Below are 21586 nucleotides of genomic sequence, written 5' to 3' on the forward strand. Positions count from 1 at the left end.
TTATCACCGTCATAAAGTCATTCTTCCGTGGAGCGTCCCATGCCCGTAAAAGCCCTGTTCAAACCGTTCCACCTCGGCACTCTCGAGTTGCCGACCCGTGTCGTCATGGCGCCGATGACCCGCTCCTTTTCTCCGGGCGGCGTGCCGAATTCCAAAGTGATCGAATACTACCGTCGCCGCGCCGCTGCAGGCGTTGGCCTCATCATCACTGAAGGCACCACCGTCGGTCACAAGGCTTCCAACGGCTACCCGAACGTTCCGCATTTCTATGGTGAAGCGGCGCTGGCCGGCTGGAAGAAAGTCGTCGACGCCGTTCACGCCGAAGGCGGCAAGATCGTTCCGCAGTTGTGGCACGTGGGCAGCGTACGTCGTATCGGCACCGAGCCGGACGCCAGCGTGCCAGGCTATGGCCCGTCGGAAAAAATCAAGGACGGCCAGGTCGTTGTGCACGGCATGACCCAACAGGATATCCAGGACGTGATCGCCGCGTTCGCCCAGGCTGCCAAGGACGCCCAGAGCATCGGCATGGATGGCGTGGAAATCCACGGTGCCCACGGTTACCTGGTCGACCAGTTCTTCTGGGAAGGCAGCAACCAGCGTACCGACGAATACGGCGGCAGCCTGGCCAATCGTTCGCGCTTCGCCATTGAATTGATTCAGGCCGTGCGTGCCGCGGTCGGTGAAGGCTTCCCGATCATCTTCCGTTTCTCGCAGTGGAAGCAGCAGGACTATACCGCGCGTCTGGTGCAAACCCCGGAGGCACTGGGCGAGTTCCTCAAGCCGTTGGCCGATGCCGGCGTGGATATTTTCCACTGCTCGACCCGCCGCTTCTGGGAGCCGGAGTTCGACGGTTCCGAGCTGAACCTGGCTGGCTGGACCCGCCAACTCACCGGCAAGCCGACCATCACCGTGGGCAGCGTCGGCCTGGATGGCGAGTTCCTGCAGTTCATGGTCAACACCGACAAGGTGGCACAGCCGGCCAGCCTGGAAAAACTGCTGGAGCGCCTGAACAACGATGAGTTCGACCTGGTGGCGGTCGGTCGTGCGTTGCTGGTGGACCCGGACTGGGCACAGAAAGTGCGCGACGGTCGTGAGGAAGACATCCTGCCGTTCAGTCGTGAGGCGTTGATGACGCTGGTTTAAGCGGCGTCTGGCCTTACGCTTTCGCGAGCAAGCCCGCTCCCACAAGGGATTTGTGTACGACACAGAACCAATGTGGGAGCGGGCTTGCTCGCGAAGACTGACTAAAGAGCAGTACAAAATCAGGGAACAATCGGTGCATTCGGCATCACCATCTCCCCGGCACAAGCCCCGCGCAACTGTCCTTCGAACTGCTCGATGATCGTCGCCCAGCCCTGGCGGCTGGCATGCTGGCGTGCATTGAGTCGCACATTGCGCAAGGCCTCCCTGTCCTCCAGCAGCCATGCCGCTGCATCGCAGAACGCTTCTTCATCCCCCGGCATCGCCAACACACCGTTGTAGCCATGGCGAATATGCTGGGCCGCCGCCGCCTGATCGTAGGCCACCACGCCGAGCCCCGAGGCCAGTGCTTCAAGCACCACATTGCCGAAGGTTTCGGTCAGGCTAGGAAACAGAAACACATCGCCCGATGCGTAGTGGCAGGCCAGGGCTTCACCCCGCTGGGTGCCGCAGAAAATCGCCTCGGGCATTTCGTTTTGCAGTTCCAGGCGCTGCGGACCGTCGCCGACCACGATCAGTTTCAGGGTGCGCTGGGGATAACTGGTCTTGAGGGTATTGAAGGTGCGTTTGAGCAGGCCAAGATTCTTTTCCGGGGCCAGGCGTCCGACGTGAATGACGGCGATGTCTTCCTCGGTCAGTCCCCATTGCTCGCGCAGGGCACTGAGTCGTTTAGCCGGGTGAAACAACTCACTGTCGACCCCTCGGGAGAGCAACGCCAGTCGTTCGAAATGCCGTCGTTCCAGCTCCATGCGCTGACTGACGCTGGGCACCAGGGTCATGGTCGAGCGGTTGTGGAACCAGCGCAGGTAGTGAGTCAGCAGGCGCGTGAGCAAACCAAGGCCGTACTGGTTGGAGTACTGTTGGAAATTGGTGTGAAACCCGCTGACCACGGAAATTCCCAGGCGCCGCGCCGCACGCAAGGCCGACAGGCCCAACGGACCCTCGGTGGCAATGTAGAGCACGTCCGGGCGGTGACGTGTCCAGCGCCGCAGCAGCTTGTGCATCGACGACTGACCCCATTGCAGGCCGGGATAGCCTGGTAGCGGCCAGCCGCGGCACAGCAGCAATTCATCGTCGCTGCCCAACTGCTGGTCGCAGCCCTGGCGTGGTCGCACCAGTTCCACCTGATGCCCGCGCGCGCGCAAACCGTCGCACAAGCGACCCAGGGTATTGGCCACGCCGTTGATTTCCGGAGGGAAGGTTTCGGTGATCAGGGTGATATGCAGAGCTGTCGTCATGACCCCAGTGTCGGCTGGGGCCATGTCGTCAGTGTGACAGCTGGATGATGGATTCATGACCCCAGGCAGACTTTTACCACCACGGGATTGCGAGGGAGTGAGCGATGGCACGGGCGGTCACGGACAAGGATTTATAGCTGGGTGCTGCGTTTGGTTAGTCCCAGGTCCGCTGGCCCTCCACACATCAGTAAGAACTAACAGGTTGGAGTAGGGGACGTAATATTTTGTTGTTCGTTCGCTTTTTGTTTCGTTGGCGAGATTAGGTGTTTAGAGGGTGTGCTATAGGAATATTAGCTTCGCTCAGTATCGGTGAGATTGATGATCGCTTATCGGGGCTGCCAGTTGTAATAGGTGCCTTTGTTTTTAATTAGCGTAAAGATGGTTCTGCGTCACAGGCAATTTTGCCGGATAAAAAGGAATATTAATGATGGTAGAACAATCGAAAGTTAATCCAGGTTCAAGTGAGGCAGCAGAGGCCAGCACGCCCGTGCCGACGATTAAATATCCTTTAAATGGAACTGTTCACGCTCCAGGGCGGGTGTTTATTGAGGGGGGGTGTTTGCAGGGGGCAACAGTTGACGTACTAAACCGTGACGACAGTAAGCTGGGCTCTGCCGTAGTGAGTGGAGAAAGCTGGTATTACAGTCGCAACTGGGATGAAGGTACTAAGGCTGTAAGGGCGCGCCAGAGTGTTGCTGGTGTGCCTTCCGTCTCAACTAGTCAAAAATACTTCTATGTCATTTCACCCTTGGGCGCTCCACATATTACTTACCCAAGAGACGGGAGTCGTTATTCCGAAGGTGTGATTGTCATCGAAGGCACTTGTTCCGACAGAGCGGAAAGGGTTGAATTGCTGAATCATGATTTTAGCGTTTTAGGCTACGCTACAATAGCTCCTCTTGGATTAACTTGGAGTTTCAGCCGCGTTTGGGATAAAGGTGTCAAGCATGTCAAAGTGCGGCAAGTTATTGGAGGCAAGCCTTCTGACCCAAGCGGTCAAATCGAGTTTGTCGTGCAGTAAGATATGCCACTAATAACTGATAACACCAAGCGTTGCGCCCTCGCCATTTTCAGTTGTTCACGTCTGTTTGTGGACGAAGAGTCTTTGGCGGGTGGAACGTGAGTCAGTTGTGAGGCCTGCGGCAAGAGAAATACTCTTGCCGCAGTTTTCATCTGACTTCCCCGGGAAGGATTAGTACTACCAGTGACAGGCCTTCGTCCGCAGGTGATTGCGTGATCACGCCAGTTGACTGCTGGATGGCGTTTTTACTTTACGGGGGTTGTCAGCGTTTGGACGCCGCGCTCACGTACCCAGAACAGCGTTGCACCGGCCACGGCGGCCGGCATCATCAGGATGTTGACCACCGGAATCAGCAACACCAGATAAACAATCCCGCCAAAACTCATGCTCTGCCAGCGCTTCTCGCGCAGCCAGCCAAGCATCTCGTTCCAGCCCAGCTTGTGGTTGTCCGCCGGGTAGTCGATGTACTGGATCGCCATCATCCACACCCCGAACAACAGCCACAGCGGCGCGGCGATGATGTTGACCACCGGGATGAACGAGAGGATGAACAGCCCGATCGCCCGCGGCAGGAAGTAGCCGAGCTTGCGCATTTCCCGGGCCAGGGTGCGCGGGATCATCGCAATCAGTTCGCCCCAGCTGAACGCCGGAAAATCATCGGTGCCGCGCACCACCACCTCAACTTTCTCCGCGAGGAAGCCGTTGAATGGCGCGGCAATGACGTTGGCAAGCAGGGTGAAGGTGAAGAACACCATCAGCACGACGAGCACCACGAACAGCGGCCAGAGGATGTAGCTGAGAAAACTCAGCCAGTCGGGCAGGGACGGCATCAGTGTGTCGACCCACAGGCTGAATTGATGGCCGGCCAGGTAGATCAATCCGACGAACAGCACCAGGTTGATCGCCAGGGGCAGCAACACAAACAAACGCAGGCTGGGGCTCAGCACCAGCTTGAGGCCTTCACGCAGGTATTGCGGGCCGGACAGAACAGGGGCGGGCATAAGGTGCTCCGGGCAGAGGGTAAACGCGCCGACCTTACCGGCTTTGCTTCACAGGCGAAAGCGCGGTGGCGGTATCGACATTCACTGTAACAAAGACGTCGATATCGTCGGGCAGATTGCATAGAGACCACCTATGAGCTGGATTGTTAAACCGTATTTCCTTAATCTTCGCCCCCTCGATACGCTGCACCCAATCTTTTTACAGGACGGTCGGGTTCAAGCCTTCCCCTAGTGCTTTCAACCGTTCTTTTTTATTCCAGCCGGCAATCCGGCGTTCCGCGCCAGGTGTTCCGGGCCGGTCAACAGGAGCAGGTCATGTCTGAAGTCCGTCATTCGCGAGTGATTATTCTCGGTTCCGGCCCTGCCGGTTACAGCGCCGCGGTCTATGCCGCCCGTGCCAACCTCAAGCCGCTGCTGATCACCGGCATGCAGGCCGGCGGTCAACTGACCACCACCACCGAAGTCGACAACTGGCCGGGCGATGTCCACGGCCTGACCGGCCCGGCGCTGATGGAGCGGATGCGCGAGCACGCCGAGCGCTTTGAAACCGAGATCGTTTTCGATCACATCAATGCCGTGGACTTCGCTGCCAAGCCGTACACCCTGACCGGTGACAGTGCGACTTACACCTGCGACGCCCTGATCATCGCCACCGGCGCCAGCGCCCGTTACCTGGGCCTGCCATCGGAAGAAGCGTTCATGGGCAAAGGCGTCTCCGCCTGCGCAACCTGCGACGGTTTCTTCTATCGCAACAAGCCGGTGGCTGTGGTCGGCGGTGGCAACACCGCTGTCGAAGAAGCCCTGTACCTGGCCAACATTGCCAGCAAAGTCACCCTGATCCACCGTCGCGAAACCTTCCGCGCCGAGAAGATCCTGATCGACAAGCTGAACGCCCGTGTTGCCGAAGGCAAGATCGAGCTGAAGCTGAACGCGACCCTGGACGAAGTGCTGGGCGACAACATGGGCGTGACCGGTGCCCGCCTGAAGAACAACGACGGCAGCTTCGACGAAGTGAAAGTCGACGGCGTGTTCATCGCCATCGGCCATACTCCGAACACTTCGCTGTTCGAAGGCCAGCTGACGTTGAAAGACGGTTACCTGGTCGTGCAGGGTGGCCGTGACGGCAACGCCACCGCCACCAACCTCGAAGGCATCTTCGCCGCCGGTGACGTGGCCGACCACGTGTACCGTCAGGCCATCACCTCGGCTGGTGCCGGTTGCATGGCGGCACTGGATGCCGAGCGTTACCTCGACAATCTGCAGAACGCTTGATTCTGTTTTGGTAAAAAACCGGCCTCGGCCGGTTTTTTTATGCCCACGATTTAATGCTTGATAACACTCCGGTGTGGGAGCGGGCTTGCTCGCGAAGGCGGTGTGTCATTCAACATTGATGCCGGCTGATCCACCGCTTTCGCGAGCAAGCCCGCTCCCACAGGGATAGTGTTCAGGTCAGTTTTGCCAGGCAGGCTTCAAGAATATCCAGCCCTTCTTCCAGCACCGCAGCCTCGATGGTCAATGGCGCCAGCAAGCGAATGATGTGCCGCGATTTGCCACTGGGCATCAGCAGCAGGCCTGCATCCCGCGCCAAAGCCAGCAGTTGGGTCAATTGTGCCGGGGCGGGCGAGCCATCGGCGTTGATCAGCTCGATACCACGCATCGCACCTACACCGGTCAGGCGGCCCAGATACGGCGTCAGGTTGTTCAAGCGCCAGGTTTCATAGCGGCCGACAATCGCTTCTTCCTGTTGTTTGCCCCAGGCGTGCAGGTTGGCATCGGTCATTTCATCGAGGGTCGCCAGCGCGGCGGCGCAGGCGATGGGGTTGCCCGAGTAAGTGCCACCGAGTCCGCCCTTGGGCAGGTTATCCAGCAGCGATTTGCGTCCGACCACCGCCCCCAGCGGCACGCCGCCAGCGATGCTTTTGCCAAGCAAGATCAGATCCGGCTCGATGCCCAGCCGTGAGAATGCGAAACGCTGGCCGGTGCGGCCGAAGCCGGACTGGATTTCATCGGCGATCAGCACAATGCCCTTGTCGTCGCAGAACTTGCGCAGCGCCTGGGCGAACTCGACGTCCATGGCCAGGAAGCCCGCTTCGCCCTGCACCGGTTCAACGATAAAGCAGGCGACGTCTTCGACATCGATCTCGACGCTGAACAGGCGCTCCATGGCTTTGAGGGCTTCGGCGCAGGTCACGCCGTTGTCCGGGCCGGGAAAGGGCAGGTGATACACCGGCCCCGGCAGCACGCCGATTTTCTGTTTGTAGGGCGCCACTTTGCCATTGAGGTTGAGCGTGGCCAGCGTGCGGCCGTGGAATGCGCCGTCGAAGGCGATCACCGCGCTGCGACCGGTGGCGCCACGGACGATCTTCAGGGCGTTTTCCGCCGCTTCCGCGCCGCTGTTGGTGAGCATGCCGCTGACCGGGTAACCCACCGGCATGAACGCACTGAGGCGGTCCATCAGTTCGAGGTAAGGCACATGGGGCGCCGCGTTGAACGCGTAGTGGGTCAGCCGCGTGGCTTGTTCGCGAATGGCCTCGACGATGCGCGGATGGCAATGGCCGAGGTTCAGCACGCCAATGCCACCGACAAAGTCGATGTAGCGTTTGCCATCGGTGTCCCAGACCTCGGCATTCTTGCCGTGGCTGAGCGTGACAGGGTGAACGATGTTGATCGACTGGCTGATGGTTTCGCTGCGCATGAATGACCGGCTCGGAAGAAGGAGGACTTCTTTTTATCTAAGCCGTGAGCGGTGCTGCGGGGCAAACGAAATAAAGTTGCCGGGTCAATCTTAAAAGTCGGGTTGTGCTTGTGATCAATTCCGCGCCATGAACGCAAAACCTCTGTAGGAGCGAGCTTGCTCGCGATGGTGGTGTTCGATGACGCTGGGAGCCTGACACCCCGTGGCGTTCTTCAGTCCATCGCGAGCGGGCTCGCTCCTACAAATCAAATCAGCGGCGTGTCAGCGGCTGTTGGGTGAACTTCACACCCGCCAGGCCGTGGGCAATCAGCGCACGGATGTTGCCGTGGTCGCTGCCTTCTGGCGTTGCCAGCACCGAGCGGTAATGCTCGCCGAACGCCAACAGGGCTTCTTCATCGCTCAAGCCTTCGAGCAGCGCCAGGCCCAGGGTCTTGCACGAGCCTTCGTTCTGCCCGGCCGCGTTTTCCACACCGCCGTTGTTGAAGGCCTGAGGCTGGTAGTCGTAGCCGTCTGCAATGAACGCCAGGGTATCGGCGAAGGCGTGTTCGCCGCTGTTGAGGCTGGCGCGCAGGGTGTTCAAATCACTCATTGGGTTTTCCTTTGGCGAACGCCGCCTGTTGTTCGGCGCTGGCTTCTTGCTGATATTGGGCTTTCCATTCGGCGTACGGCATGCCGTAAACCACTTCGCGGGCTTCGTCCAGGCTGACGTCGATCTGGCGCTCATCCGCCGCCGCCTTGTACCACTTGGACAGGCAGTTGCGGCAGAAGCCCGAGAGGTTCATCAGGTCGATGTTCTGTACATCCTTGCGGCTGTCCAGGTGGGCCACCAGCCGACGAAAGGCGGCGGCTTCGAGTTCCAGGCGTTGTTGATCGGTCATGGGGGTCTCTGCGAGACAGCTGCAAGCGGCAAGCTTGAAGCTGCCAGATGATTGGCGTTGAGTCCAAGTTTACAGCTTGGCGCTTGAAGCTTGTAGCTAGCGGCTCGCTGCAAGCGTTATCGACACCGACTCGGCGAATCGCAGCGCGTGGGGCTTGTCGACCTCGACTTCGGCGTAAAGCACCGATGCGTTGGCCATCACCAGGTCGAGAATTTCCTGGGTCAGGCGTTCGAGCAGCGCAAAGCGGTTGCCTTCCACGTGGGCGATGATCGCCTTGGTGATCGTGCGGTAGTTCAGCGCGTGATCGATGTCGTTGTCACGCACCGCTTCCTGGGCCGCGTACAGAATGGTGAGGTTGATCAGCACATCCTGCTTGTTGAGGATTTCATCCTCATTGATGCCGATGAAGGTACGCAGGCACAGGTCTTTGACCCGGATACGTGCCATGCCTGGCTGAAGTTGTGGCATTGCTACTTGCTCCGTCCAATCAATTGCAGGAACTCCTGGCGGGTGTTGCTCGACTCGCGGAAGGCGCCGAGCATCACGGAGGTGTTCATGGTCGAATTCTGTTTCTCGACGCCGCGCATCATCATGCACATGTGCTGCGCTTCGATGACCACTGCGACGCCTGCCGCACCGGTCACCTGTTGCACGGCGTCGGCGATTTGCCGGGTGAGGTTTTCCTGGATCTGCAGGCGCCGGGCGAACATGTCCACCAGCCGCGCGATCTTCGACAGCCCCAGCACCTTGCCGGTTGGAATATAAGCCACATGCGCCTTGCCGATGAAGGGCAGCATGTGGTGTTCGCAAAGCGAATACAGTTCGATGTTGTCGACGATCACCATTTCATCGTTGTCGGAGGCGAACAGCGCGCCATTGACGATCTCTTCGACACTTTGCTCGTAACCATGGCAAAGGTACTGCATGGCTTTGGCTGCGCGCGCCGGGGTGTCGAGCAGGCCTTCGCGGTCGGGATTCTCACCGAGGCCGATGAGGATCTCTCGATAATTCTGGGGCAGGGATAACGTCATGGAAAATCCTCGCGGGACACTTATTTGATGTGCCTTCCGCCATTGACGGTCAGGGTGGTGCCGGTGACATAAGGGTTGTCGAGCAGATAGCGCAGGCTCTGGTAGATCACTTCGCAGCCAGGCTCGATGCCCAGCGCGGACTTGGCCAGTGCCTTGGCGCGGTAGGCCGCGTCGTCTTCAGGGTTGAACAGTAGCAGGGCCGGCGCAATCCCGTTGACCTTGATGTCCGGCGCGTACCTGGCGGCGAAGGACAGGGTCAGGCTGTCGAGTCCGGCTTTGCTGGCGCAATAGCCAATGTGCTTGCTGCTGCCCTTGCGGGTCACGTCATCGCTGATGTGCACGATGTCTGCGGGACTTGAGCGTTGCAGCAGATCGGCGCAATGCAGGTTGATCAGGTAGGGCGCCAGCATGTGCACGCTGAACATGCGGGTGAATGCGGCGGCGTCAGTGTCCGGTGTTTCGGCCAGCCATTCGGAGGCGTTGTGGACAATCGCCCGCAAACAGTCGGTGTGGGTTTTCAGTTCACTGATGAAGGCGAGGATCCCGGCCTCGCTGGCGAAGTCCGCGAACACGGCGGTGGCTCCCAGGTCGCGCAGGGCTTGTACGCCGGGCCGCTCGCTGCGGTAGCTGAAAATCACGCGATGGCCGTCTTCCAGCAATCGCCGGGCGCAGTGCAGGCCGACACGCTGGCCGGCGCCGGTAATCAGGATAGGGGCTGCGGAAGAAGTCATGAACGGCTCGCGTCGCGGTGAGAGCAAAACTATACCAGCGACGGCAGCGCTCTACCTATTGCGGGGGGAAACAACTGTGGGAGCGAGCTTGCTCGCGATTGCGGACTGTCAGACGACACATATGTTGACTGACACGCCCTCATCGCGAGCAAGCTCGCTCCCACAGGGGGATCAGCGATTTTGGACGGTGGGTTCTGCGGGCAGCGGTCGAGCTGGCGCACTGTTCAGCCAATTGGCCAGCAAACGGGTCGACAACGGAATGAACAAGTAAACCATCAGCGGCGTCAGGCACAGCGTGCTGATGAACACCCGCGGCAGCAGGCTCATGTCACTGATCAGCGGCCCCAGCACAAAGTTGAACAGCAGCGAGACCGGAAAGAATGCCAGCCAGATCGCCACGGCCTGTTTCCAGCGCGGCGGGCGTTGGCCGGCGACGCCAAACCAGCCTTCGATACCGCTGACCCGGTGTTCTGTCGGGTGGGCGAACAGGTCGCTGCCGCGTCCGAGCCAGGCGCTGCGAGAGACGGAATGTTCCCAGGCGTGCAGAGTCTGTTCGTCGGCGAAGCGGAAAATGATCTGGAATTCGTCGTCCTCGGGCGGCGGTGCGAGTACGCCGGAGCCGAGGTAGCCGGGAAAGTCGGTGGCCAATTGCTCGCCTTCGCGCAGCCAGGCGATCAGGTCCTGATAACGTCCATTGGCAACGCGGCGCGCAACCATCAGCGTGACGGGTGGGGTAGACATTGTGTATCTCCATAAGGCATTGCGTCGCTCCGGATAGGCGCTTCGCCAGGCGCAGCACCGGGGTGGTGGGCTGCGACTTGAAACAAGCAAGGATTATTCCTGATTCTGCCCGTGGCGTCTGTGACGTTTACCCGTTCCTTCGCAGTATCGATTTTTTACGGAAACTTTACGGGGCGGGGGCGTTAGAATATCGGACGGACGATACAGGGATGTTTCAACAGGATGCCCATACTTACAGACGTCGCTTCAGGATCCACGCAGGCCGTCGCGCTCGAACAGGAAGAGCTTTTTCCCATTCGTGAGGTGGCGCGACTGACAGGTGTCAACCCGGTCACGCTTCGCGCCTGGGAGCGACGTTATGGCCTCATTGTTCCAACACGCACCGATAGCGGGCATCGACTGTATTCGATGGCCGATATTGAGCGCGTTCGCAGCATCCTCGGCTGGATAGAGCGCGGTGTTGCGGTCAGCAGGGTCGGCAAGATCCTGGCCAGGACCGAGCCGCTCCAAGCGTTGTCGCACATCATTCCCAACAACCTCGTGGAAGCCGATTACGCACAGTGGCGGCAACAGGTTCTTGCAGCGGTCAACGGGTTTGACGACCTTCAGCTGGAGCAGGTCTACGGGCAAATCTTTTCCAGCTACACCCTGCCGGTGGTATTTCAGGACATTCTGATCCCCGTCTGGAAGCAGTTGTTGCAAAGCCAGGACCAGTTCGGCGTAACCAGCGAGTGGCTGTTCCTGGATGGTTTTCTGCGTTCGCGGGTCGTGCAGCGCTTGCTGTTGACGCGCGAGAAGCAGCCGCGTCGCGTGGTCATCTGTGCCCTGGATGGTCACTGCCGGGAGCTGGAGCTGTTGGTTGCCGCCCTGTTCCTGAGTTCCGGACCATCAGCCATTCGCGTATTGAACATAGGCCAGCCATTCGAGGAACTGGCGCTGATGTGTGAAAGGATCAAACCCATGGCACTGGTATTGTTTTCCAATCAGGTGCCGAATGCCGAGTTACCACGGCGCTTGAATCGCCTGGCCTTGGGCCTGGAGTGTCGATTGTTGTTGGCTGGAGATGCTTCCGACCTGGCGCAGGAAAGCCTGGCCGGGTCATCGATCGGTTGCCTGGGCAATGAAGGGAAGGACATGAGCCAGCGTCTGAAGCAGTTCCTGGCGGGAAATCTGGATACTTGAGGTTCAGAGATGCAGCGTTGGGTGGGTCAAACGATGCTGTTGCAGGATGAACTGGCGCAGACGCTCGGCTTCGTCCGTATCGCTCTGGTTCAGTTGATAGGCGTAGAAGCCCTGTTCGTTTTCTTTCTCGAAGGTGCCGCGCAAGGCAATCCGCTCATAGCCTGAAGGGCTGAACCACAAGGCGAAATGCTTCGGTGGCTTGGTCTTGTTGCGAACCTCCAGCAAAACCCCTTTGCACGACACTTCGTGTACCCACAGAGTACCGGGTTGACCCTGGGCGTTTTCCAGCGCTACCGGCTCGTCCAGTACCAGGCGCCAAGGCCGGACCATGGGCCCGTCTTCATAGATGCTCGGCACGCCGAGACGCAAATGCATCGCATGGAACTCGTCTTCCACCAGGTGCAGGGGGAAGGTTATTTGCTGGTTTTCGAAGCTGGCTTGAATGGTGACCTGCTCATGGGCCGCCAGGCGGGTGAGCAGGTCACGGATTTGCGATCCACCGTTGACGAGCAGGCTCGACGTCGCATCCCGCACATTGAGTTGCGGGTTGTGTTGCATGGTCTGGATGAAATCCAGCTCATCCTGGGTCAGGAGCGCGTCGCGTTGCATGGCCAGCTCGAAAGATATAATTACAAAGTCATTGGTGATTGTAGTTACTGACCATTAATTCTGAGTTTCGTTTGCGCCGTTCGTCGCCTTGAGCGCGGCAAGCTCGGCCTGGAGTTCAGCGACTTGCCCCTCCAGTTGAGCCACGCGCTGTTGCGCCTTGACTTGCACGGTGACGTCTTTCTGCACACCGACAAAGTAGGTTTGCCCGTCCGCTGGATTTTTCACCGTTGAAAGGGACAGCTCATTCCAGAACGGTGTGCCGTCCTTGCGGTAGTTGCGCAGTATTTCCCGGCAGGAACCTTCTCGGTTCAAGGCGTCGCGAATCAACGGCAGGGCGTTCTGGTCGCGATCCCCCGACTGCAGGAAACGACAATCCTGATAGAGGATCTCTTCGCTGGAGTAGCCCGTCAGGCGTTCGAACGCGGGGTTGACGTAGATGAGGATTTTGTCCTGATCGCCTTCCTTTTCGGCAATCACGATGCCGTCGTTAGAGGCGTTGATCACCATTTGCAGCAGTTGAGCATTAATCATCGAAGCATCCTTTCCTGATTGATTGTCAATTGCATTCTAAAAGAATAATCACGACTGTGGTGTTAATATCCGGGTCTTTTACTCGGATTCAGGATCAGATTGATGAAAGTCGCCATCATTTCCGGCTCGGTGTACGGCACGGCCGAAGAAGTTGCCCGCCACGCCGCCAGCCTGTTGAAAGCCGCCGGTTTTGAAACCTGGCACAACCCGCGTGCGACCCTCGCCGATATCCAGGCGTTTGGCCCCGAAGCCTTTCTGGCGGTGACCTCGACCACCGGCATGGGCGAGTTGCCGGACAACCTGCAACCGCTGTATTCGACCATTCGTGATCAATTGCCAGCGGCCTGGCGCGGTTTGCCGGGGGCAGTGATCGGATTGGGCGATGCGAGTTATGGCGATACTTTTTGTGGCGGCGGCGAGCAGATGCGTGAATTGTTCGGTGAACTGGGCATTCGCGAAGTGCTGCCAATGCTACGCCTGGATGCCAGCGAAAGCGTGACCCCCGAAACGGACGCCGAGCCTTGGCTGGCGGAGCTGATCAGCGCACTGCGCGAGTGACGGATAACCCGCCATCAACGCCAGTCAGGGTTCTGACAGTGCGGCAAAGGCGGCCTGTCAGCCCCTTGCTGGCGCCGGTCGTTTGACATGGATCCAGGGCAACAGGGCAACTGACTCGCTGGGACATCAAGCTGGCTGCTAATGCAACTACACGAACCTCAAGGGCTGACTAGACTCGGTAAACATAGGAAACACTCCATAATAAAAAAACACCGAGGCTCCTTGCCGTGACTGTCGCTCCCGTCCAATCGCCACACAGTGTCAAAGACCTGGTCAGTGCTGCCGAGTGGCAGACTCGCGTTGACCTGGCGGCCTGTTATCGCCTGGTCGCCCAACACGGTTGGGATGACCTGATCTTTACCCACATCTCCGCCAAGGTACCCGGCACCGAAGATTTCCTGATCAACCCATTCGGTTTGATGTTTCACGAAATGACCGCGTCGAGCCTGGTCAAGGTGGATCAGGCCGGCAACAAGCTGATGGACAGTCCTTACGAGATCAATCCGGCGGGCTACACCATCCACAGCGCCGTGCATGAAGTGCGTCACGATGTTGTTTGTGTGCTGCACACCCACACGGCTTCAGGGGTGGCGGTCTCGGCACAGAAGCAGGGCGTTCTGCCGATCAGCCAACAATCGTTGTTCGTGCTTTCCAGCCTGGCCTACCATGCCTACGAAGGTGTGGCGCTCAACCATGAAGAGAAGGTGCGGCTGCAGGCCGACCTCGGTGAAAACAATTTCCTGATGCTGCATAACCACGGTCTGCTGACCTGCGGCAGCACCATCGCCGATACGTTCCTGATGATGTTTACCTTTCAACGTGCCTGCGACATTCAAGTCATGGCGCAAAACGGTGCGGCTGAACTGATTGCCATCGAGCCGCAGATTCTGGCCGGCGCCAAAGCCATGATCGCGGGTGTCACCAGAAGTGCTCAAGGAATGGGCGGAGCGCTGGCGTGGCCGGCGCTGCTGCGCAAGCTCGATAAACTGGACCCGGGTTATAAACTCTAATGGCACTCGCCGAGATTCCTCTGTGTGTCTGGCGCAAACGCAGCCAGACGTTCGTCTTCCGTGGCCACAGCATCCGTTACTGGACGGCGGGGCAGGGTGAGCCGCTGTTGCTGATTCACGGTTTTCCGTCCGCCAGTTGGGACTGGCATTACCTGTGGCAGCCATTGACCCAGCGCTTTCGCGTGATCGCTTGCGACATGCTCGGCTTCGGCGATTCGGCCAAACCGGCGAATCACGAATACAGCCTGCTGGAGCAAGCGGATCTGCAACAGGCACTGCTTGAACACCTGAATGTCGAGCAGCCGGTGCACCTGTTCGCTCACGACTATGGTGACAGCGTTGCCCAGGAACTGCTGGCCCGGCATTACGAGTCGCGGGTGGAGCTGGCCAGTTGTGTGTTTCTCAACGGCGGGCTGTTTCCGGAAACCCACCGCCCGGTATTGATGCAAAAACTCTTGCTCAGCCCTTTGGGCTGGATGATTGGCCGCGCCTTCAGCCGTGATGGCCTGGTGAGAAGCTTTCGGCAGATTTTCGGCCCGCAAACCCGTCCCAGTGAAAGCCAGATGGATGACTTCTGGAGCCTGGTCGAGTGCCAGCGTGGGCCAAGGATCATGCACAAGTTGATCGCCTACATTCCGGAGCGACGGGTCTGGCGCAACCGCTGGGTGAGTGCGATGCAGCGCGGTGAAGTGCCGCTGCGAGTGATCGATGGCGGGGTCGATCCGATCTCCGGTGCGCATATGGTCGAGCGTTACCGGGAACTGATCCCGGATGCGGACACCGTGGTATTGCCCGACATCGGCCACTACCCGCAGATCGAGGCACCCTGCGAGGTCCTCAGGCATTACCTGGCGTTTCGCGATCAGCTGCTCTTGCCGCCACGCAAGGTGGCGTGTTCCTGATTCGCAGCGTTGAACCTGCTGGGCTTTTGTGGCGAGGGGGCTTGCCCCCGTCGGGTCGCGAAGCGGCCCTGAGGCATTCAATCCGGGACACAGGTTTTACGACTGCTTCGCAGCCGAACGGGGGCTTGCCCCCTCGCCACAGGGTTCGTGTCCGTATCTCTATCAATCATCCCCCAGCCTTATCGCGCACCATTCAGCCTTCCCCGTGTTGATTGTGACCCGCTGCGCCGTGCCGGACACTGCGACTCATCGTCCCTTGGCCTGCTGGAGTCCCCCCATGAATGAGTCTGTGCGCTTCGAAGATAAAGTCGTGATCATCACCGGTGCCGGTGGCGGCCTGGGACGGGCGCATGCACTGCTGTTCGCCAAACAGGGCGCCAGGGTTCTGGTCAACGACCTGGGCGGCTCGACCCAGGGCGAAGGCGCCAACGCTTCGGCCGCCGCCCGCGTGGTAGCGGACATTCGCGAGGCCGGCGGCATCGCCGAGGCCAACCACGACTCGGTCACTGACGGTGACAAACTGGTCCAGCACGCCCTGGACGTCTTCGGTCGCGTCGACGTGGTGGTCAACAACGCCGGGATCCTGCGTGACAAGACTTTCCACAAAATGGAAGACGCCGACTGGGACCTGGTTTACCGCGTCCACGTCGAAGGTGCCTACAAAGTCACCCGTGCCGCCTGGCCACACATGCGCGAGCAGAACTACGGCCGGGTGATTTTCACCGCGTCGACCTCGGGTATCTATGGCAATTTCGGCCAGTCCAACTACGGCATGGCCAAGCTCGGCCTCTATGGCCTGACCCGCACCCTGGCCATCGAAGGCCGCAAGAACAACATCCTGGTCAACGCCATCGCCCCCACCGGCGGCACGCGCATGACCGAAGGGCTGATCCCGCCACAAGTCTTCGAGCAGCTCAAGCCGGAACTGGTGAGCCCGCTGGTGGTGTACCTGGCCAGCGAGAACTGCGAGGAAACCTCCGGTCTGTTTGAAGTCGGCGGTGGCTGGATGGGCAAGGTCCGCTGGGAGCGCAGCCTCGGCGTCGGGTTCGATCCACGGGCCGGCTTCTCACCGGAAGACGTGGCGGCGCACTGGCAGCAGATTTGCGACTTCGAGGGTGCGGCGCATCCGAAGGACAATATCGAAGCGCTGAAGGAAATGATGGGGAATTTGCAGAAGTATTCGCTCTGACATTGCCGGCAAGGTCACATTGACTGACCTTGCCGGTTGCTGCATTTGTCGGTTTGGAAATCGTATGCCATCGATCAGCCGGAAAAGTATTTGAATACCAGTGCCTTCAGATTGGCGGCTGTCTGTGCATCCATTTTCCCATCGAATTTTTCCGGGCGAAAATGCATCTGGAATGCCCGCACCAACTGTTGAAAACCACCTTCCGTCGAGGCGCCCGAAACATCGTATCCATAGGACTTGAACAGCCCCAGCAATTCGCTTCGGCCTGGAACGCCCGATGTGGTGTATTGGCTCAGATACTGGTCCCGAGTGGCTTCATCGAACCAGGCGCCGACGCCTTTCAGGTACAGCGCCTGCCAGGGAAACATCGGCCCCGGGTCGCTTTTGCGGCCGATTGAGATATCCGAGTGGCCCAATACCTGCGTCGGCGTGATATCCGGGTAGCGCTTGAGGATGTTCAGCGCCAGTTGTTCAATCGCAGCAATCTGCTCGGGGTGATAGGGCGGGAAGGTGAATTGGCCTTTGTTGTCAGTCGCCAGGTTGACCACCTCAATGCCGATTGACGTGTCATTCAGATTGCTGCGGTTGCCCCACTGACTGACGCCTGCGTGCCACGCGCGATGGCTTTCATCCACCAGGTTGAACACTTCCTGCCCGGAATAACCGGCTTTCAGGTAGCTGGGGTCGGTGATATCCGGAACCAGATAGTGCGCGCTGACATTCGGGCCGGTCAGGGTACTGACAGAACCTGAAAAGTTAGCGGCGGTGTAGTGAAGAATCAGAAAGCGTATTCGGCTGTTGAAGCTTCGGGTTGAGCGATAATGGTTGTAGTTGATGGGCTTCATGGTTGCACTCGCATTAAGTAAGTTTAAGCCGGACGAAAATCGAGGATGTTCGCCGACTTGCTGGTCAACTTAATGGCCCGAGTGCGATAGGTGTTTACCTATGTTTGTAAGTGCTTTCTGAAAGAAATGTAGGAGCCAGCTTGCTGGCGATGAACTCCAGTGCGCCGCGTTCATCCAGTTCTCACGCGGTATCGTTAACGACCATCGCAGGCAAGCCAGCTCCCACAAAGGACCGCGCCCGCGTCGTTTTTCACGCAATACCTGGAGCCAGCTTGCTGGCGATGGACTCCAGTGCGCCGCGCTCATCCAGTTCACCCGCGTTATCGTTAACGACCATCGCAGGCAAGCCAGCTCCCACAAAGGACCGCGTCCGCGTCGTTTTTCACGCAATACCTGTAGGAGCCAGCTTGCTGGCGATGGACTCAAGTGCGCCGCGTTTATCCAGGTTACACGCGTTATCGTTAGCGACCATCGCTGCGATGCGGCGACCCGACAAGCCAGATCCTGCAGCGGACCTTGCCCACGCTGAAAATGAGGCCCATAAAAAAGGCCGCTGCAAACGCAGCGGCCAAAGTAAGACGTTGGATCAGGAGCTACAAATCAACGTCAGTGAACACGGGGGCGATGAACCGAATCCTCGATGTATCTGAAATCTTTCAGTCACGGTGCAGGCTCCGTGGCAGTCAGGTAAGAATAAGCCCTCTGCGCTGTAGGAAAAATACCAATTCCCGACATGCACTGTTGCAGCCCGGGCAACAGTCAGGATTCGGCTGCTCGACGTCCGGGTGATGACCCTGTGCCAGTCATCCTTTAGAGGTACAGCACGAATACCTCCTTGGTGCGCTTATCGATATCGGTGCCCGGCAGTAGGGTGACGCCTTCTGTCACTCACCGGGGAAGACGCATGACAAAAACAACAATGCGCGCCATCTTCACACCGCAGGCGCTGGCGGCCGCGGTCGCATTGGGCTGCTGTGCCCAGGCTCAGGCCATTTCGTTCAGCATCGGGGAAATCGAGGGGACGTTCGATTCTTCTTTGTCGGTCGGCGCGAGTTGGGGCATGCGTGATGCGGATGATGCCCTGGTAGGCACCGTCAATGGCGGTTCCGGTCAGTCTTCGACCGGTGACGACGGGCGCCTGAACTTCAAGAAGGGCGAAACCTTCTCGAAGATCTTCAAGGGGATTCACGACCTCGAACTGAAGTACGGCGACACAGGCGCGTTTGTGCGTGGCAAGTACTGGTACGACTTCGAGCTCAAGGATGAAAGCCGCCCATTCAAGGACATCAGCGATCACAATCGCAAAGAAGGCGCCAAGTCTTCAGGCGGACAAATCCTCGACGCATTCGTCTATCACAACTACTCCCTCGCCGATTTGCCGGGCACGGTGCGTGCCGGCAAGCAGGTGGTCAGTTGGGGTGAGAGCACCTTCATCGGCAACTCGATCAACAGCATCAATCCGGTCGATGTGTCCGCGTTCCGTCGCCCTGGAGCCGAGATCAAGGAGGGCCTGATCCCGGTCAACATGCTGTTCGCCTCCCAGGGCCTGACGGAGAAGTTGACCGTGGAAGGCTTCTATCAACTGGAATGGGATCAGACGGTCGTCGATAACTGCGGCACCTTCTTTGGTGTCGATGTGGTGGCCGATGGCTGCAACAAGGGCTACACCGTCGCCAGCCCGGCCATTGCACCCTTGCAGCCGATTGCGGCTGCCTTTGGCCAGGGCTTCGAGGTCAGCAAAGAGGGGGTGATCGTTCCCCGTGGCGGCGACCGTGATGCCCGGGATTCTGGACAGTGGGGTACGGCGTTGCGCTGGCTGGGGGACGACACCGAGTACGGCCTGTACTTCATGAACTACCACAGCCGCGGCCCCAACGTCGGGACCACCACTGCCGGGCTCAGCACGCTGGCAAGCCTTCCGGGAATCGTAGCCGCCGCCAACCGAATCGCCCCCGGCAGCGGTTCAGGCCTGGCCCAGAGTGTAATGCTCGGTCGCGGCCAGTATTACCTCGAATACCCGGAGGACATCCGCCTCTACGGCGCCAGCTTCGCCACCACCTTATCGACCGGCACTGCGTGGAGCGGGGAAATCAGCTACCGCCCCAACCTCCCGGTGCAGGTCAACACCAATGACCTGACCCTGGCCATGCTCAATCCGATAGCAGGCGGTGCGGCATCGCCCATCGCCACGTCACCGGGGGCTGACAACAAGGGTTACCGCCGCAAGGAAGTGACACAGATCCAGAGCACCCTGACGCACTTCATCGATCAGGTCGCCGGTGCGGATCGCCTGACGTTGGTGGGTGAGGCGGCGGTGGTTCGGGTCGGTGGTTTGGAAGCACGCAGCAAACTGCGCTACGGCCGCGACTCGGTGTATGGCCAGTATGGTTTCCACGGCGATACCGACGGCTTCGTGACCTCGACTTCTTGGGGGTATCGCGCTCGGGCCATCCTCGACTACAACAACCTCATCGCCGGGATCAACGTCAGGCCCAATCTCTCGTGGTCCCACGACGTCTCCGGCTATGGCCCCAACGGCCTGTTCAACGAAGGCGCCAAGGCCATCAGCCTCGGTGCCGATGCGGACTATCGCAACACCTATACCGCGAGCCTCAGCTACACCGACTTTTTCGGCGGGGACTACAACGTCCTCACCGACCGTGACTTCGTGGCGTTGAGCTTTGGTGTGAACTTCTGATCTGGCTGAAAAGGATGAATTCAATGCGAAAGATGATTCTGCAATTGGGCACCGTTCTGGCTCTGAGTCTGCTGGCTGCCAACGTGATGGCCGCGGTGTCGCCAGAGGAAGCCAACAAGCTTGGCACCAGCCTGACCCCACTCGGTGGCGAGAAAGCCGGCAATGCCGATGGTTCGATTCCGGCCTGGACCGGTGGCATCCCTAAAAACGCTGGCGCGGTGGACAGCAAGGGTTTCCTGGCCGATCCATTCGCCAACGAAAAGCCCTTGTTCGTGATCACCGCAGCGACCGTCGACAAGTACAAGGACAAGCTTTCCGACGGCCAGATAGCGATGTTCAAGCGCTACCCCGAGACTTACAGGATTCCGGTCTATCCCAGCCATCGTACCGTGGCGTTACCGGCAGAAATCTATGAGTCGGCCAAGCGCAGTGCACTGAACGTAACACCGATCAACGACGGTAACGGTCTGGCCAACTTCACCGGCAATCGCTATTACGCGTTCCCGATTCCGAAGAATGGCGTGGAAGTGATCTGGAACCACGTCACCCGTTACCACGGCGGCAATCTGCGTCGCACCATCACCCAGGCGACACCGCAATCCAATGGTGATTTCACGGTGATCCGCTTCAAGGACGAAGTCGCCGTGCCATCGTTGCTCAGCGATCTGAAACCGGGTAGCGACGATAACGTCCTCAACTACTTCAAGCAGGAGGTGACTGCACCGGCGCGGCTGGCGGGTAATGTGTTGCTGGTCCACGAGACGCTCGATCAGGTCAAGGAACCGCGCAAGGCCTGGATCTACAACGCCGGCCAGCGTCGGGTACGGCGTGCGCCACAAGTAGCCTATGACGGTGTCGGCACCTCATCCGATGGCCTGCGCACCACCGACAACTTCGACATGTTTTCCGGCGCGCCGGATCGCTACGACTGGAAGCTGATCGGCAAGAAGGAGATGTACATTCCCTACAACAGCTACAAGCTCGACTCGCCAGACCTCAAGTACACCGATGTCATCAAGGCCGGGCACATCAACCAGGACCTGACCCGCTATGAGTTGCACCGGGTCTGGGAAATCGTCGCCACGGTCAAGCCGAGCGAACGGCACGTGTACGCCAAGCGCCACATGTACATCGACGAAGACAGCTGGCAAGTGGCGCTGGCCGATCACTACGACGGACGTGGCCAGCTCTGGCGCGTCGCCGAAGGCCATGCCCAGTTCTACTACGATCACCAGGTGCCGGCCTACACCGTCGAAGCGCTGTATGACCTGATTGCCGGTCGCTATATCGCACTAGGAATGAAGAACGAAGAAAAGCGCAGCTTCGAATTCAACGTCGATGCAAAAGCGGGGGACTACACACCAGCAGCCTTGCGTAGCACGGGGGTCAGGTAGGTTTCCTACAGGCTCCTACACAAAAGGGTGACTTCGCGGTCACCTTTTTTATAGGGGGCGATCAGTGTGTTGAATACTTCTTCAACAAGCGCTCGGGAGGGGTCTAGGGTGGCGCCAGAATTATAAAAAAAG

Annotated in this window: 22 protein-coding genes; 10 read left to right on the plus strand and 12 right to left on the minus strand. The window is 59.1% G+C overall.

The window, feature by feature from the left end:
• Positions 1 to 39 precede the first annotated feature (39 nt).
• Positions 40 to 1143: an NADH:flavin oxidoreductase gene (locus PMI26_RS27420; protein WP_007970295.1), complete on the plus strand. Its 1104-nt coding sequence runs from the start codon at positions 40 to 42 to the stop codon at positions 1141 to 1143.
• A 119-nt stretch (positions 1144 to 1262) separates the two neighbouring features.
• Here the strand turns inward: PMI26_RS27420 and PMI26_RS27415 are convergent, their stop codons facing one another.
• Entirely contained in the window at positions 1263 to 2462 is a 1200-nt protein-coding gene (locus tag PMI26_RS27415) for a glycosyltransferase family 4 protein (protein WP_007970296.1), read from the minus strand.
• 400 nt (positions 2463 to 2862) lie between these two features.
• Here PMI26_RS27415 and PMI26_RS31285 point away from each other — a divergent pair, with 400 nt between their 5' ends.
• Positions 2863 to 3459, plus strand: coding sequence for a hypothetical protein (locus PMI26_RS31285; RefSeq protein WP_157222252.1), 597 nt, complete (start codon positions 2863 to 2865; stop codon positions 3457 to 3459).
• A 245-nt stretch (positions 3460 to 3704) separates the two neighbouring features.
• Here PMI26_RS31285 and cysZ read toward each other — a convergent pair whose 3' ends face one another.
• Positions 3705 to 4460: a sulfate transporter CysZ gene (cysZ, locus tag PMI26_RS27410; protein ID WP_007970299.1), complete on the minus strand. Its 756-nt coding sequence runs from the start codon at positions 4458 to 4460 to the stop codon at positions 3705 to 3707.
• A gap of 315 nt (positions 4461 to 4775) precedes the next feature.
• Here cysZ and trxB point away from each other — a divergent pair, with 315 nt between their 5' ends.
• A complete protein-coding gene (trxB, locus tag PMI26_RS27405) occupies positions 4776 to 5732 on the plus strand; it encodes a thioredoxin-disulfide reductase (RefSeq protein WP_007970300.1) in 957 nt (318 codons plus the stop codon).
• A gap of 172 nt (positions 5733 to 5904) precedes the next feature.
• Here the strand turns inward: trxB and PMI26_RS27400 are convergent, their stop codons facing one another.
• From PMI26_RS27400 to PMI26_RS27370, 7 genes are all read right to left on the minus strand, one after another.
• Positions 5905 to 7155 carry a 2-aminoadipate transaminase gene (locus PMI26_RS27400; RefSeq protein WP_007970301.1) on the minus strand — a complete coding sequence of 417 codons (1251 nt, stop codon included), beginning with the start codon at positions 7153 to 7155 and terminating at the stop codon, positions 5905 to 5907.
• A 250-nt stretch (positions 7156 to 7405) separates the two neighbouring features.
• Positions 7406 to 7744, minus strand: a complete 339-nt coding sequence (locus tag PMI26_RS27395; RefSeq protein WP_007970302.1) for a HopJ type III effector protein — start codon at positions 7742 to 7744, stop codon at positions 7406 to 7408.
• Entirely contained in the window at positions 7737 to 8033 is a 297-nt protein-coding gene (locus PMI26_RS27390) for a DUF1244 domain-containing protein (protein WP_007970303.1), read from the minus strand. Before PMI26_RS27390 ends, PMI26_RS27395 begins: the two co-directional genes overlap by 8 nt.
• 96 nt (positions 8034 to 8129) lie before the next feature.
• Complete coding sequence (gene folX / locus PMI26_RS27385) at positions 8130 to 8501, minus strand: dihydroneopterin triphosphate 2'-epimerase (protein WP_007970304.1); 372 nt, start codon at positions 8499 to 8501, stop codon at positions 8130 to 8132.
• 2 nt (positions 8502 to 8503) lie between these two features.
• Positions 8504 to 9064, minus strand: coding sequence for a GTP cyclohydrolase I FolE (gene folE, locus PMI26_RS27380; RefSeq protein WP_007970305.1), 561 nt, complete (start codon positions 9062 to 9064; stop codon positions 8504 to 8506).
• Positions 9065 to 9084: 20 nt separating this feature from the next.
• Positions 9085 to 9795: a dihydromonapterin reductase gene (folM, locus tag PMI26_RS27375; RefSeq protein WP_007970306.1), complete on the minus strand. Its 711-nt coding sequence runs from the start codon at positions 9793 to 9795 to the stop codon at positions 9085 to 9087.
• Positions 9796 to 9966: 171 nt separating this feature from the next.
• Entirely contained in the window at positions 9967 to 10536 is a 570-nt protein-coding gene (locus tag PMI26_RS27370) for an antibiotic biosynthesis monooxygenase (RefSeq protein ID WP_007970307.1), read from the minus strand.
• 222 nt (positions 10537 to 10758) lie between these two features.
• On the opposite strand from PMI26_RS27370, the gene PMI26_RS27365 reads away from it, so the two are divergent.
• Positions 10759 to 11718, plus strand: a complete 960-nt coding sequence (locus tag PMI26_RS27365) for a MerR family transcriptional regulator (protein ID WP_007970309.1) — start codon at positions 10759 to 10761, stop codon at positions 11716 to 11718.
• A gap of 3 nt (positions 11719 to 11721) precedes the next feature.
• Here PMI26_RS27365 and PMI26_RS27360 read toward each other — a convergent pair whose 3' ends face one another.
• Positions 11722 to 12327 (minus strand): hypothetical protein, encoded by a 606-nt coding sequence (locus tag PMI26_RS27360; protein ID WP_007970311.1) that lies wholly within the window; start codon positions 12325 to 12327, stop codon positions 11722 to 11724.
• Between the two features lie 54 nt (positions 12328 to 12381).
• Positions 12382 to 12858, minus strand: a complete 477-nt coding sequence (locus PMI26_RS27355; protein ID WP_007970313.1) for a PAS domain-containing protein — start codon at positions 12856 to 12858, stop codon at positions 12382 to 12384.
• A gap of 102 nt (positions 12859 to 12960) precedes the next feature.
• On the opposite strand from PMI26_RS27355, the gene PMI26_RS27350 reads away from it, so the two are divergent.
• The 4 genes from PMI26_RS27350 (at position 12961) to PMI26_RS27335 (ending at position 16517) form a co-directional block, all read left to right on the plus strand.
• Entirely contained in the window at positions 12961 to 13416 is a 456-nt protein-coding gene (locus PMI26_RS27350; protein WP_007970315.1) for a flavodoxin, read from the plus strand.
• A gap of 227 nt (positions 13417 to 13643) precedes the next feature.
• Entirely contained in the window at positions 13644 to 14426 is a 783-nt protein-coding gene (locus tag PMI26_RS27345; protein ID WP_007970317.1) for a class II aldolase/adducin family protein, read from the plus strand.
• Entirely contained in the window at positions 14426 to 15328 is a 903-nt protein-coding gene (locus PMI26_RS27340) for an alpha/beta fold hydrolase (RefSeq protein WP_007970318.1), read from the plus strand. Before PMI26_RS27345 ends, PMI26_RS27340 begins: the two co-directional genes overlap by 1 nt.
• Positions 15329 to 15605: 277 nt before the next feature.
• Positions 15606 to 16517, plus strand: coding sequence for an SDR family oxidoreductase (locus PMI26_RS27335; RefSeq protein WP_007970319.1), 912 nt, complete (start codon positions 15606 to 15608; stop codon positions 16515 to 16517).
• A 74-nt stretch (positions 16518 to 16591) separates the two neighbouring features.
• Here the strand turns inward: PMI26_RS27335 and PMI26_RS27330 are convergent, their stop codons facing one another.
• Positions 16592 to 17362, minus strand: coding sequence for an N-acetylmuramoyl-L-alanine amidase (locus PMI26_RS27330; RefSeq protein WP_007970320.1), 771 nt, complete (start codon positions 17360 to 17362; stop codon positions 16592 to 16594).
• Between the two features lie 904 nt (positions 17363 to 18266).
• On the opposite strand from PMI26_RS27330, the gene PMI26_RS27325 reads away from it, so the two are divergent.
• Together PMI26_RS27325 and PMI26_RS27320 are read left to right on the plus strand one after the other, a co-directional pair.
• On the plus strand, positions 18267 to 20060 hold the full coding sequence (locus PMI26_RS27325; protein ID WP_007970321.1) for a DUF1302 domain-containing protein: 1794 nt from the start codon (positions 18267 to 18269) through the stop codon (positions 20058 to 20060).
• Positions 20061 to 20083: 23 nt separating this feature from the next.
• Positions 20084 to 21454: a DUF1329 domain-containing protein gene (locus PMI26_RS27320; RefSeq protein ID WP_007970322.1), complete on the plus strand. Its 1371-nt coding sequence runs from the start codon at positions 20084 to 20086 to the stop codon at positions 21452 to 21454.
• Positions 21455 to 21586: the final 132 nt, after the last annotated feature.

Origin of the sequence: Pseudomonas sp. GM33, assembly GCF_000282295.1 — a bacterium.
GTDB lineage: Bacteria > Pseudomonadota > Gammaproteobacteria > Pseudomonadales > Pseudomonadaceae > Aquipseudomonas > Aquipseudomonas laurylsulfatiphila.